Here is a 13044-nt window from a genome sequence, read left to right on the forward strand (position 1 = left end):
ACAGGGCACCGACAAAAAATCCGGCCGCGTTCGCGGCCACCCACCCCACCGCGACACGCCTCGAACAAATGTTTGATTAATGGGCGGCTGCGGGATACATTCGGCGCCATGGACTCCAGCAGCGATACTCCGGACCGCACCGGCGGGGGCCGAACTCTCGACACCGGTCTGACCGAGCGTCAGCGCACCATCCTCGAGGTCATCCGCGCCTCGGTCACCACCCGCGGCTATCCCCCGAGCATCCGGGAGATCGGCGATGCGGTCGGCCTGACGTCGACGTCGTCGGTGGCCCATCAACTCCGCACGCTCGAGCGCAAGGGCTATCTGCGGCGGGACCCGAATCGCCCACGCGCGGTGGATGTCCGCGGCGCAGACGACGCCGCCAACCCGGTCGTCACCACCGACGTCGCGGGTTCGGACGCGTTGCCGGAGCCGACGTTCGTGCCGGTGCTCGGGCGGATCGCCGCCGGCGGCCCGATTCTCGCGGAGGAGGCCGTCGAAGACGTCTTCCCGCTACCGAAAGAACTCGTCGGCGAGGGCTCGCTGTTCCTGCTGAAGGTGGTCGGCGATTCGATGGTCGACGCGGCGATCTGCGACGGGGACTGGGTGGTCGTGCGTCAGCAGAACGTCGCCGACAACGGCGACATCGTCGCCGCGATGATCGACGGCGAGGCGACGGTCAAGACGTTCAAGCGCACCCGCGGACAGGTGTGGCTGATGCCGCACAACCCCGCGTTCGATCCGATTCCCGGGAACGACGCCGCCGTGCTCGGCAAGGTCGTCACCGTGATCCGCAAGATCTAGTCGGCGCGCACGAAACCGTTCGTGCGGGCGAATTCCTCGCTGGAGAACCAGATTTCGGCGTGCGCGTCATCGTAGTCGGCTGAGCCGGGCAGCCAGTACCGGCCCGACTGGGTGTCGGCCTTGATCGGGTAGCCTTCGGGCCCCTCGGCCGCGTCGTCGAGCGACAGCCGGAACGCGGGGCCCGGGATCTCCGGCTTGTCGACCTCGATGCGGGCATGCCGGCCGGTGTCGGTCAACGGATCCCGCTCAGGCGCCGTCGCCTCACCCAGCGTCTGGATCCGGGTCGGCGCGGTGACGATGTCGTCGGGATTGTCGTCGGGGTTGTCCTCGCGGGCGGGCTGTTCCTCGGGCGCCTCGTAGGGGTCGACGACATGCTCGACGGGCTCGTCGGCGGGACCGGACTCGGGTGGCGGCTCCCACGGGCTGCTCGACTCCGGACCCAGCGCCCCGAGGCCTTCGCTGGCGTAGCGGTCGCCGAACAGCGCCGCGGCGTAATCGTCGTTGCTCGACCGCATCTCCTCGACGTCCGGTTCGCGCGCCCCGACGGTGCTGTAGATCCGGTCGACGTCACTGCCGTAGCCGTCGTCGAACCGGTCGTCGTCGAAGCCCGGATGATCGTCGTCGCGGCGCCGGCTGCGCATCGTCGCGAACACGACGAGGCCGACCAGGATGAGCACCGGCACGATCGCCAGCAGCCACCACCAACTCCACCCGAACCCACCCGAGTCGTCGGCGGCGGAGGGTTGCGGTGCGGCCGGCGTATCCGGCAGATGCCGGCCGGGCACCTGCAGATCCGACAACTGGCTCGCGAGGTTGGCCGGCTCGGTGCTGAAATCACCGGTCGCGCGGTCCCACGAGACGACCCCGCCGCTGAACCGCTGGGTGAGCACGCCGTCGCTTTCGGTCTGATCGGCCATCGGCGCGCCGAGCGTTCCCTCCGCTCCGTCGAGCTTGTCCCAGGCCGCCCGCATCGGGCCCCGGACGAGGACCGCACCGTAATCGGGCGTCCAGAAGATCACCGGGTTGTCCTCGGCGGCGAACGTCGACATCCGGCTGGCCTCGCCCGCTCCGCCGGCCTCCTCACCCGAGGTCGGAAAACCGAGGTCGCCCTCGGGTCCGCCGAGGCTCTCGTACTTGGTGAGCACCTGTCCGGTGACGACCCGCGCACCGGTCGCCGGACTGTAGAAGATCTTGCCGCCCGCGAAGTTCTGTCCGAGGCCGTCAGCGCCGATCTTGTACGGCGGTCCCTCGGCCGCGCCGAGCGGGCCCAGCGCTCCGCCGGCGGCGCGGCGGGCGGCGTTGATCGCCGACGTCGGATCGTCGGGCACCTTGAGCCCGGCCAGCTGCCCGGCGAGATCCGGCGGCACGGTGGTGAAGGTCTTCTCGCGGGTGTTGTACGTCAGCTCGCCGCCGGTGAATTTCTGCGTGACGAGATCGCCGCGATAGGACTCGTCGTCCGCGGGCACGCCGAGCACCCCCGAGGAACCGCCGAGCTTGTCCCATGCGGCGTTGATCGGCCCGCGCACGACGCGCGCGCCGGTGTCGGCGGTCCAGAAGATCACCGGCTTGTCGGCGGCGCTGAACGTGGTGTTGAAGCTGCCCGGCGCGCGGCCGGGGCCGTCATCGATGGTGGGGAACCCCAGATCGCTGTCGGCGGGCCCGCCGAGTGATTCGTACTTCTCCAGGATGGCCCCGCGCACGAAATGGGCGCCGGTCTGCGGGGTGAAGAAGATCTTGCCCGCGCTGTAGTTCTGCGCGAACCCGTCACCGGCGCGATACACCTCGCCCTGCTCGGGTCCGAGCGGACCGCCCGCGCCGCCGCTGGCGTCCCATGCCGCAGTGATGGCGGCGTCGGCGTCGGATTCCGGCGTCGCCCCTGCCGCCGGGCTCAACAGCAGGGCTGCCGCACCAGTGAGCAGAGCGGTCGCCATCCGTGCCCACACCGCTGTGCGCCGGGTGGTTTGCCCGATCATTCGTCCTCCCGCGGTCGACGCGAAATTCTCCACAATTTCGCGCCCGTCAACTGTCTGTCAGCAGACGCCGATCACTAACGAACACGCCAATCCTGGGAAGGAAAATACCCGGCCGCGCGTCATCCGCTGGGATCAGCCCCGTTGCGCCGCGACGATTTGAGCAGCTAAACAGCCGGACCGCGGCCCGCGCCGAGTTTGCACGAGAGCGCCGGAATTCGCCCGCGCCACGGCGTATTGACGCGCGCGACCGTAGCCACCGCGCAATTGCCGGGGGTGATCAAAGCAAATTGATTCATTTCTTTTTCGAATGCAATTTTCGCGTCGCCGCCTCCGGAGAGGGCATTGTGTGGGTCGGACCCAGACGGGTGGCTGGCTTAAGATCGCGCCCATGCCCGCCCCCGTCAGCCTGACACACTGGGGCGCGTTCACCGCGACGATGGCCGACGGTGACATCGCCGCGGTCACCGCGCCCGACGACGACGCCGATCCCTCTCCCCTGCTCGGCAACCTGCCGGGCTCCCTGCGGCACCGCTCGCGGATCGCCACGCCCGCCGTGCGGCGCGGGTGGTTGCGCGCGGGCCCGGGCCCGTCCACCCGCCGCGGCGACGACGAGTTCGTCGCGGTGTCCTGGGACGAACTCACCGAGGTGCTGGCGACCGAGCTGCGCCGGGTGGTCGACGCGCACGGCAACGAGGCGATCTTCGGCGGCTCCTACGGGTGGGCCAGCGCGGGCCGCTTCCACCACGCTCAGAGTCAAGTGCACCGCTTCTTGAACTTCCTTGGCGGCTACACGTTTTCGCGTCACTCCTACAGCCTCGGTGCCACCGGCGTGATCATGCCCCGCGTCGTCGGCACGCATGACGACCTGTTCAAGCGGTCCACCTCCTGGGAGGTCATCGTCGAGCACACCGACCTGCTGGTCTGTTTCGGCGGCCTCGCGCTGAAGAACACCGCGATCAATCACGGCGGCACCACCGCACATCCGGCCCGGGATGCGCTGAAGCGATTCCGCGACCGCGGCGGGCGCATCGTGTCGATCTCACCGCTGCGCGACGACGTCGACGGGGACTGCGACTGGCATGCCCCGGTGCCCGGCACCGACGTCGCGATCATGCTCGCGCTGGCCTACGTGCTCGCCACCGAGGACCTCGCCGACCGGAACTTCCTGGCCACCTACTGCACCGGCTACGACCGCTTCGAGCGCTATCTGCTCGGACGCGACGACGGCGTACCCAAGTCGCCGCGGTGGGCGTCGGCGATCTGCGGGCTACCCGCCGACGCGCTGACCGAGCTGGCCAGGCGGATGGCCGCACAGCGCACGATCGTGACGGTCAGTTGGTCTCTGCAGCGGGTGCGCCACGGCGAGCAGGCCCCGTGGATGGGCCTGACCTTGGCGGCGATGCTCGGCCAGATCGGGCTTCCCGGCGGCGGTTTCGGCCACGGCTACGGCTCGATGAACGAACCGGGCCTGCCGCCGCTGCGTTCGGGGCTGCCCCGGCTACCGCAGGGCATCAACCCGGTCCGCAGTTTCATCCCGGTCGCCGCGATCAGCGACCTGCTGCTGCGCCCCGGCGAGGAGTTCGACTACAACGGCCTGCGCCTGAGATATCCCGACATCAAGCTGGTGTACTGGGCCGGCGGCAACCCGTTCCACCACCACCAGAACATCCCCCGGCTGCGGCGCGCGTTGAGTCGAGTCGACACCATCGTCGTGCACGAGCCGTACTGGACCGCGATGGCCAAGCATGCCGACATCGTCGTGCCGTCCACGACAGCCTATGAGCGAGAGGACTACTCGGGCTCGCGCAACGATCCGGTGCTGATGGCGATGCCCCGGCTCGCCGAGCCGTTCGGCCAATCACGGGACGACTACACCACTTTCGCGGCGCTGGCTGAGTACCTCGGATTCGGTGCCCAGTTCACCGAGGGCCGCTCGGCGCGCCAGTGGTTAGCCCATCTGTACGACAAGTGGGCCGCTGAACTCGATTTCGCGGTGCCCACGTTCGAGGACTTCTGGCGTCAGGGCCGGTTGCGGTTGCCCACCGAAGAGGGGCTCACGCTGCTCGCCGACTTCCGCGCCGACCCGGTGACGCATCGGCTGGGCACCCCGAGTGGGCGCATCGAGATCTTCTCGGCCGACATCGACGGTTTCGGCTACGACGACTGCGCGGGACACCCGACGTGGTTCGAGCCCGCCGAGTGGCTCGGCTCACCGCGGGCCGCGGACTATCCCCTGCACCTGCTCGCGAACCAGCCCGCATCGCGGCTGCACGGGCAGCTCGACGACGGGGCGGTGAGCCGGGCGTCGAAGATCCAGGGCCGCGAACCGATTCGCATGCATCCGCAGGATGCCGCCGCGCGCGGACTGACTGCAGGTGAGGTGGTGCGCGTGTACAACGACCGGGGCGCCTGCCTGGCCGGACTGGTGGTCGACGACCGGTTACGGCCGCGGGTGGTGCAACTGGCCACCGGTGCGTGGTTCGATCCCGCGGATCCGTCGGACCCCGATGCGATGTGCGTGCACGGCAACCCGAACGTGCTGACCGACGACGTCGGGACGTCCCGCCTCGCCCACGGCTGCACCGGCGCCCACGTGCTGGTGCAGGTGGAGAAGTTCACGGGCGAGCTACCACCGGTGAGGGCCCACGAGCTGCCCACGGTGAGGTGAGCGCACCCACACTTCGTTTAGCGGATGACAGATTCGGGAATCAGCTCGACCACACCCCGAACCGACAGGGAGGAAGCCCAATGTCGTCGAACAACAGTGGTCCCGAAGAAGCCGTCAAGGGCGTCGTCGAAGGCGTGAAGGGCAAGGCCAAAGAGGTGCTCGGCGCGGTCGCGGGCCGCGACGATCTGTACCGCGAGGGCCAGGCTCAGCAGGACAAGGCCGACGCGCAGCGCAACGCCGCCGAGAAGGAGGCCGAGGCCGAAAGCGCTCGTGCGGCAGCCAAGACCGCCGAGAAGCGGCAGGAAGCCGAACAGCGGTAACCACATCGACCCGAGGGCGCGGAGAACCACGGCTTCCCCGCGCCTTTCGGCTGTCTAGCGCAGCGCGGCGACCATCGCGTCGGCCAGCGCGCTCGGATTGTCGCGGGTGAGCATGTGATTCGCACCCGGGATCAGGCTGGTGCGCACATCGCTGATCAGGCTCTGCGCGCGGTCCATCGCGGCGCGTGGGCCAGTGCGATACACGACTTCATGTTCGCCGATCAGAAGCGTTGTCGGCGCAGCGATCCGGCGAAGCGAGTCGTCGCTGAACACGGTCGGCGGGGTCACCTCAAACCGCAGCGTCCGGCACGACACGAGGCTGGTGACGATCAGGTCCGCGACGGGATCAGTGCCGATGTCCGGTGTTGACGCCATCCACTCGACGAATCGCGTGGCGAGCCCGCGTGAGCGCAACAAGCCGGTGGAGAACATACGGAAAAAGAACTCGGCGGGGATGGGAGCGAGCGTCGCCGCCGGGGCCACCAGGATCAACCGGTTCACCAGTTCCGGCGCCTGTACCGCGAGATTGGTTGCCAGCCAACCCCCGTAGGACATGCCGGCGACAGCCGCATCGTCGATCCGCAACGCGCCGAATACCTGCCGCAGCCACTCGACCAGGTTCGCCGTCCCGCGCGCGGGTCGGGTCAAAGCACTCTTGTTCGGCTCCGTGATCGTGTCGATGCAATAGCACCGGTGCGATGCACTCAGCGGCGCCATCACCGAGTGCCACATGACCGCGGTAGCCGTCGCACCGTGTAACAAGACCAGGGGCGGCGCGGATTCCGGCCCACTGGCGATCACATGGGTGGCGCCGAACCGAGTCTCGACATCGAACTCGTCACAGGGCACGGGCCAGTCGGCCACGATCGCGTCGTACTGGGCGATGAACCGCGCCCGCCCCTGTGGGCTGCGGAACGGATCCAGCTTCGGCATCGCTGAATGCTAGCGCCGCTGCTACTGGAACGTGGCGTACTCGCGCAGGTTGGCCCACAGCGCGACCGGCACCCGCGCCTTGATCCGGGTGCCCTCGGCGGTGTGCTCGACGGCGTCGACGCGTCCATCGGCGTGCACACGGTTGACCAGGTCGCCGCGGTCGTAGGGGATCGTCACATCGACCGTCGTGTCGGTCGGCTCGATCAGTTCGGACATCCGCTGCTGCAGGCGATCGAGTCCGTCACCGGTGCGCGCCGACACGAACACCGCGTCGGGCAGCGCCTGGCGCAACTGAGCCAGCGTCAGCGGGTCGGCGGCGTCGGTCTTGTTGACCACCAACAGTTCCGGCGCGCGGGCGGCGTCGTGATCGGCAATGACCTCGTTGACCACCTGGCGCACCGCGTTGATCTGCGCCAGCGGGTTCGCGTCGGAACCGTCGACCACGTGCACCAAAAGGTCGGCGTCGACGACCTCCTCGAGCGTCGAACGGAACGCCTCCACCAACTGCGTGGGCAGATGCCGGACGAACCCGACCGTGTCGGTGAGCACGAACGGTCTGCCGTCGGCGAATTCGCCTCGCCGCGTTGTCGGTTCGAGGGTGGCGAACAGCGCGTTCTCGACCAGCACCCCGGCCCCGGTGAGCGCGTTGAGCAGGCTCGACTTGCCGGCGTTGGTGTAACCCACGATCGCGATCGACGGCACCTCGCTGCGCCGCCGCCCGCTGCGCTGCGTATCGCGGATCTTCTTCATGTCCTTGATGTCGCGGCGCAGCTTCGACATCCGCTCGCGGATGCGGCGTCGGTCGGTCTCGATCTTGGTCTCACCCGGGCCGCGGGTGCCCACACCGCCGCCGGCGCCACCGGCGCGACCACCGGCCTGCCGGGACATCGACTCGCCCCAGCCGCGCAGCCGCGGCAGCATGTACTCCATCTGGGCCAGGCTGACCTGCGCCTTGCCTTCGCGGCTGGTCGCGTGCTGGGCGAAGATATCGAGGATCAGCGCGGTGCGGTCGATCACCTTGACCTTGACCGCCTTCTCCAGCGCGGTCAGCTGGGCGGGGCTGAGCTCGCCGTCGCAGATGACGGTGTCGGCGCCGGTGGCCTCCACCACCTCGCGCAGCTCGGCGGCCTTACCGGAACCGATGTAGGTCGACGCGTCGGGCTTGTCGCGGCGCTGGATCAGCCCCTCGAGCACCTCGGAGCCGGCGGTCTCGGCGAGCGCGGCGAGTTCGGCCAGGCTCGCTTCGGCGTCGGCGGCGCTGCCTTCGGTCCAAACACCCACGAGCACAACGCGTTCCAGGCGCAGCTGGCGGTATTCGACTTCGGAGACGTCGGCCAGTTCGGTCGACAGACCGGCCACGCGGCGCAACGCCGTGCGGTCTTCGAGGGCGAGTTCACCCGCGCTCGGGGCGTCTCTGACAGGGAATTCGGGATAGGTCATAGGCGAATAAAGATTCGCACGGAGATCACTTTTCATGCACCTCAATTAACGTTGGGCCGCGCTCCACCATTCCTCCGAGATCTCGCCGTGCGCCACCAGTACCGACGGGCCGCGCAGGAAGCTGCTGGCCTCGGTGACCGTGACGTTGACTTCGCCGCCGGGAATCTGCACGTCGAGCGCCCCGGTGGTGGTGCCCGCGAATGCGAGCGCGGCCACCGCAGCGGCGACGGTCCCGGTGCCGCAGGACCGTGTCTCCCCGACACCGCGTTCGTGCACCCGCATGACGACCGCGCCGTCGGCCGGCGCCGTCAGCACCTCCACGTTGACGCCGTCGGGGAACTGCGCGGCGTCGAACGACACCGGCGCGGCGACGTCGAGCGCCGCCAGTTCCTCGAGCGTCAGGTCGGGATCCACGCACGCCAGGTGCGGGTTGCCGACATCGACGCACAGCCCGGCGAACGGCCTGCCGCCGACGACCGCCTCACCGGTGCCGAGCTGGTTGACCTTGCCCATCTCGACCGTGACGACCGCATTGGTGGCGTCCCAGTCGTGCAGCACCACCGGCCGGGGACCGGCCAGCGTGCCCACCACGAACTCGTCGCGGGCCTCCAGCCCGGCGGCGCGCAGGTAGTGCGCGAACACCCGGACGCCGTTACCGCACATCTCGGCGATCGAACCGTCGGCGTTGCGGTAGTCCATGTACCAGTCGTCGGCGCCGACACCTTCGGGCAGCACCTCGAACAGGCCCGCCTGCAGCGCGGCGCCCGCGGTGGTGACCCTCAGCACGCCGTCCGCGCCCAGCCCGCGACGCCGGTCGCAGAGCGCCGACACCGCCGCCGGGGACAGCGTGCGCTCGAAACCGGTGTCGGGCAGCAGCACGAAGTCGTTCTGCGTGCCGTGCCCCTTGGCGAACTCCACCCGTTCAGGGTACGTCGCGCCACACCCGCAGTGTCTGCTCCGCAAGGTCGGCGTCGTCGGCGCCGTCGAGCCAGGTGATGCGGTGGTCACGACGGAACCAGGACCGTTGCCTGCGCACGTAGCGGCGGGTGCCGACGAACGTGGGCTCCCGGGCGGCGGTTCCGTCGCCGCCGGCGTCGAGGTCGGCGAGCACCTGCGCGTAGCCCAGAGCGCGGGCGGCGGTGACCCCGTCGCGCAACCCCGTGGCGATCAGCGCGCGCACCTCGTCGACCAGGCCGTCGTCGAACATCTTGTCGGTGCGCTGGGCCAGGCGCTCATCGAGAAGGTCTGTGGGCCAGTCGATTCCGATGATCGCGGTGTCCCACCTCGGCGCCCCGATGGCCGGGAACGACGCCGCGAACGGCTGCCCGGTCAGCTCGACGACCTCGAGCGCGCGCACGATGCGCCGCCCGTCGGTCGGCAGGATCGACGCGGCGGCGTCGGCGTCGACGCGCGCCAGCTCGGTGTGTAGCGCGGCGACGCCGATCTCGGCGAGCCGCTGCTCCCACTTGGCCCGCACCGCGGGGTCGGTCGCCGGGAACGTCCAATCGTCGAGCAGCGACTGGACGTACATCATGGATCCGCCCACCAGGATCGGCACGGCGCCGCGCGCGGCGATGGCCTCGATGTCGTCGGCGGCCGCCTGCTGATAGCGCGCGACGCTCGCGGTTTCGGTGACGTCGAGGACGTCGAGCTGGTGGTGCGGGACGCCGCGGCGCTCCTCGACGGTGAGTTTCGCGGTGCCGATGTCCATGCCGCGGTACAGCTGCATCGCGTCGGCGTTGACGATCTCCACCCCGACTGCCGAGCTCAACCGGTCGGCGACGTCGAGCGCCAGCGCCGACTTACCCGTCCCGGTCGGCCCGACGATCGCGATCGGTCGCGTCACGGTTTCCACACGCCGGCGAAATATCCCACCCCGTAGGGTGCGCCGCGGTAGAGCTCCTTGGCCGACCGCGGGGTCTCGGCGAGACCCGCCAGCACCTGGTAGGCGACCCGCCCGATGACCGCGCTCGGCAGCCGGGTCAGCGCCGCCGCGTCGCCGGCTGCCAGCGCGTCGTCAAGCGCGGCCTGCACCGGAACCGAGTCCGGCTCGTGCCCGCCGGGCGCCGACGGCGTCAAGGTGTTGAGCCCGTCGGCGATGACGAGCACGCCGACCGGGTCGGTGGCCTCCTCGATTCGCGCCCGCAGTCGCCGGCCGTGCCGCACCGCGGCGTCGGCGTCGTGTCCGGCCGCGTATGCCCGGACCTCGACCGAGGCGTCGGTGCGCGCCGCGCCTCGGACCCAGCCGGCGATCAGCGCGCACAGCGGCAGCGCGCTCGGCTCGCCGGCGGCCCCCGGCGACAGCGTGACGCGTAGATCCACGCCGTAGCCGGCGAACGTGCCGACCGTCTGCGGGCCCGCCTCGATGTCGGCGTCGGCGACGCCGACGGCCACCCAGCGCGGCGGCAACTCGGCAACGGCGGAGACGACCGCGTCGCGCAGATCGGTCAACTCGGCGGCAGCACCGCCGGCGAGCTCGGGCACCAGCACCGGTGGCGACGGGATGAGGGCGATGGCGCTCAGCACTCGTCCACGCTAATCCGCTGTGGCCGTGCGGCTGACGCTGGCCGCCTCCCCGCGCGCGAGCGCGGCCGTCGACACCACCATCACGGCGACGGCGGCGATCAGCGTCAACCATCCGGCCTCGCCGGGACGCAGCGTCTCGCCCAGCACCACGACCCCGAGCGCCGAGGCGACCACGGGCTCGGCCACCGTCATCGTCGGCAGCGAGGCGGTCAGCGAGCCGGACCGGAACGAGAACTGCTGCCATGCCGTGCCCGCCACCGCCACCGCCGCCCACACGTACAGTTCGGGGGTCACCAGCAGCGCCCACAGCCCGTCGTCGAGCCGGTCGACGACCCCTTTGGTCAGCACCGCGAACACGCCCCACAGCGCCCCGGACACCACGGCGAGCAGCACCGCGCTCACCGGGCCCTGCCAGATCCGGGCCCCGACGACGCACAGCAGCAGCGCCGGTGCGAGCACCACGACGACGGCCGTCCAGGCGTCCACGGAGCCGCGCGCGTGGCCTTCGGTCGGGTTACCGACCGTGACGATCACCGCGACCGAAGCGGCCAGCAGCGCCGCCCACGTCCACTGCCACCGGGTCACGCGGCGGTGGGTGAGCCGCGCGTTGATCGGCAGCGCGAACAGCAGCGACGTGACCAGCAGGGCCTGCACCAGCAGCACCGACCCGAGCCCGAGTGCGGCGGCCTGCAGCGCGAACCCGACGGCGGCCACCGCGCTGCCGAGCCACCACTGCCGGTCCCGGAGCAGCCGGGTGAACAGCTGCACGTGCCCGACCGGTTCGGCGGTGACGTCGTGGGCCTGACGCTGGTGGATGACGTCGCCGATCGCGATGAACAGCGCCGCGCCGAGCGCGAACAGCACCGCGAGATCCGCCCTGGCCATCCCCGTCCTCCCCTCGCTTCCCGACGAGCCTAGGCAGGTCATCGGGTGAAGCCGTGCGCACGGTCCCCGGCGACCTGTTTCAATATTTCCGACAGCGAGCAGGCGCCGCGGTGCGCGGCAGGTGCGCGGTGACCCGCGCGGAGGGCACGAGGATACGGACATGACGACCAGCGAGCCAGGAGGCCAGGCCTCCTCGCCCAAACCCGCTCCCCGGCCCGGGCCTGCGCGTCCCGTGCCGCGGCCGGGCCGGCCGGCAGCGGCGGTGGCGGCGCCGCCGTCGAGTGACCCGCACCGGTTCGGCCGGGTCGATCCGGACGGCACGGTGTGGCTGATCACCGGCTCCGGCGAACGGGTCATCGGCTCGTGGCAGGCCGGTGACCCGGAAGCGGCCTACGCCCACTTCGGCAGGCGCTTCGACGATCTGCAGACCGAGGTGGCGCTGATGGAGCGCCGGCTGGAGTCCGGCACCGGCGACGCCCGCAAGATCAAGGCGGCGGCCCAGGCGCTCGCCGAGACGCTGCCGACCGCGCACGTGCTCGGTGACGTCGACGCGATCGCCGAGCGGTTGGCCGCGATCGCCGCGCACGCCGACGAGGCCGCGCACGCCGACAAGGCCAAGCGCGAGGAGTTCCGGGCCGCGCAGACCGCCCGCAAGGAGGCGCTCGCCGCCGAAGCCGAGGATCTCGCCGCCAACGCCACGCAGTGGAAGGCCGCCGGTGACCGGCTGCGCGACATCCTCGAGGAGTGGCGCACGATCACGGGCCTGGACCGCAAGACCGACGATGCGCTGTGGAAGCGCTATTCAGCGGCCCGCGAGCAGTTCAACCGAAGGCGCGGTTCGCATTTCGCCGAGTTGGACCGTGAGCGCGCCGGTGCCCGGCAGGCCAAGGAGGCGTTGTGTGAGCGCGCCGAGGCGCTGTCCGACTCCACCGACTGGGGCCCGACGGGCGTGGCGTTCCGCGACCTGCTCAGCGAGTGGAAGGCGGCCGGGCGCGCCGCCAAGGACGTCGACGACGCGCTGTGGCAGCGGTTCAAGGCCGCCCAGGACAAGTTCTTCGGCGCCCGCAACGCGGCCAACGCCGAGCGCGACGCCGAGTTCCGGGCCAACGCCGAGGCCAAGGAGGCGCTGTTGGCCGAGGCCGAGAAGATCGACACGTCGGATCTGGACGCCGCGCGCGCGGCGCTGCGGGTGATCGGCGACAAGTGGGACGCCATCGGCAAGGTGCCGCGCGAGCGCGCCGCCGATCTGGAGCGGCGGCTGCGGGTCATCGAGAAGAAGGTGCGTGAGGCGCCGACCCGCGGGGTCGACCCGGAGGCGCAGGCCCGCGCCGACCAGTTCCGGGCGCGCGCCGAGCAGTACGAACGTCAGGCGGAGAAGGCCGCCGCCGCGGGCCGCGACAAGGACGCCGCCGATGCCCGCGCCAACGCCGAGCAGTGGCGGCAGTGGGCCGACGCGGCCGCCGAAGCGCTGGGCAAGGGGCGCTGAGCCGACGGG

General features: G+C 70.6%; 11 protein-coding genes. 4 read left to right on the forward strand and 7 right to left on the reverse strand.

The genetic code is table 11. The annotated features are described in order from the left end of the window. Positions 1 to 108 precede the first annotated feature (108 nt). Entirely contained in the window at positions 109 to 804 is a 696-nt protein-coding gene (gene lexA, locus BLW81_RS23490) for a transcriptional repressor LexA (protein ID WP_083409264.1), read from the forward strand. Here the strand turns inward: lexA and BLW81_RS23495 are convergent. Continuing rightward, positions 801 to 2777 (reverse strand): sunset domain-containing protein, encoded by a 1977-nt coding sequence (locus tag BLW81_RS23495; RefSeq protein WP_157897811.1) that lies wholly within the window; start codon positions 2775 to 2777, stop codon positions 801 to 803. The two genes, lexA and BLW81_RS23495, sit on opposite strands and share 4 nt — an antisense overlap. A gap of 388 nt (positions 2778 to 3165) precedes the next feature. On the opposite strand from BLW81_RS23495, the gene BLW81_RS23500 reads away from it, so the two are divergent. After that, positions 3166 to 5445, forward strand: a complete 2280-nt coding sequence (locus tag BLW81_RS23500; protein ID WP_083409265.1) for a molybdopterin guanine dinucleotide-containing S/N-oxide reductase — start codon at positions 3166 to 3168, stop codon at positions 5443 to 5445. Positions 5446 to 5525: 80 nt separating this feature from the next. Then, positions 5526 to 5765 carry a microaggregate-binding protein 1 gene (gene mbp1, locus BLW81_RS23505; RefSeq protein ID WP_083409266.1) on the forward strand — a complete coding sequence of 80 codons (240 nt, stop codon included), beginning with the start codon at positions 5526 to 5528 and terminating at the stop codon, positions 5763 to 5765. 54 nt (positions 5766 to 5819) lie between these two features. Here mbp1 and BLW81_RS23510 read toward each other — a convergent pair whose 3' ends face one another. Genes BLW81_RS23510 through BLW81_RS23535 form a run of 6 tightly spaced genes read right to left on the reverse strand, consistent with a single transcriptional unit; the run spans position 5820 to position 11549 of the window. Continuing rightward, complete coding sequence (locus BLW81_RS23510; RefSeq protein ID WP_083409267.1) at positions 5820 to 6698, reverse strand: alpha/beta fold hydrolase; 879 nt, start codon at positions 6696 to 6698, stop codon at positions 5820 to 5822. 21 nt (positions 6699 to 6719) lie between these two features. Next, complete coding sequence (hflX, locus tag BLW81_RS23515) at positions 6720 to 8138, reverse strand: GTPase HflX (RefSeq protein ID WP_157897812.1); 1419 nt, start codon at positions 8136 to 8138, stop codon at positions 6720 to 6722. 45 nt (positions 8139 to 8183) lie between these two features. Continuing rightward, positions 8184 to 9056, reverse strand: a complete 873-nt coding sequence (gene dapF, locus BLW81_RS23520) for a diaminopimelate epimerase (protein WP_083409269.1) — start codon at positions 9054 to 9056, stop codon at positions 8184 to 8186. Between the two features lie 4 nt (positions 9057 to 9060). Next, complete coding sequence (miaA, locus tag BLW81_RS23525; protein ID WP_083409270.1) at positions 9061 to 9984, reverse strand: tRNA (adenosine(37)-N6)-dimethylallyltransferase MiaA; 924 nt, start codon at positions 9982 to 9984, stop codon at positions 9061 to 9063. Continuing rightward, positions 9981 to 10664, reverse strand: coding sequence for a class III extradiol ring-cleavage dioxygenase family protein (locus tag BLW81_RS23530; protein ID WP_083409271.1), 684 nt, complete (start codon positions 10662 to 10664; stop codon positions 9981 to 9983). Before BLW81_RS23530 ends, miaA begins: the two co-directional genes overlap by 4 nt. A 9-nt stretch (positions 10665 to 10673) precedes the next feature. After that, the gene (locus tag BLW81_RS23535; protein ID WP_083409272.1) at positions 10674 to 11549 is read right to left on the reverse strand and encodes a DMT family transporter; all 876 of its coding nucleotides are present in this window, start codon (positions 11547 to 11549) and stop codon (positions 10674 to 10676) included. A 160-nt stretch (positions 11550 to 11709) separates the two neighbouring features. On the opposite strand from BLW81_RS23535, the gene BLW81_RS23540 reads away from it, so the two are divergent. Further along, positions 11710 to 13035 carry a DUF349 domain-containing protein gene (locus BLW81_RS23540; RefSeq protein ID WP_083409273.1) on the forward strand — a complete coding sequence of 442 codons (1326 nt, stop codon included), beginning with the start codon at positions 11710 to 11712 and terminating at the stop codon, positions 13033 to 13035. Positions 13036 to 13044: the final 9 nt, after the last annotated feature.

The sequence above is a fragment of the Mycolicibacterium rutilum genome, assembly GCF_900108565.1.
Classification (GTDB): Bacteria; Actinomycetota; Actinomycetes; order Mycobacteriales; family Mycobacteriaceae; genus Mycobacterium; species Mycobacterium rutilum.

Coding starts and splice junctions, on each gene's coding strand:
- lexA (WP_083409264.1), top strand. CDS start 109: ATGGACTCCAGCAGCGATACTCCGGACCGCACCGGCGGGGGCCGAACT.
- BLW81_RS23495 (WP_157897811.1), bottom strand. CDS start 2,777: ATGATCGGGCAAACCACCCGGCGCACAGCGGTGTGGGCACGGATGGCG.
- BLW81_RS23500 (WP_083409265.1), top strand. CDS start 3,166: ATGCCCGCCCCCGTCAGCCTGACACACTGGGGCGCGTTCACCGCGACG.
- mbp1 (WP_083409266.1), top strand. CDS start 5,526: ATGTCGTCGAACAACAGTGGTCCCGAAGAAGCCGTCAAGGGCGTCGTC.
- BLW81_RS23510 (WP_083409267.1), bottom strand. CDS start 6,698: ATGCCGAAGCTGGATCCGTTCCGCAGCCCACAGGGGCGGGCGCGGTTC.
- hflX (WP_157897812.1), bottom strand. CDS start 8,138: ATGACCTATCCCGAATTCCCTGTCAGAGACGCCCCGAGCGCGGGTGAA.
- BLW81_RS23535 (WP_083409272.1), bottom strand. CDS start 11,549: ATGGCCAGGGCGGATCTCGCGGTGCTGTTCGCGCTCGGCGCGGCGCTG.
- BLW81_RS23540 (WP_083409273.1), top strand. CDS start 11,710: ATGACGACCAGCGAGCCAGGAGGCCAGGCCTCCTCGCCCAAACCCGCT.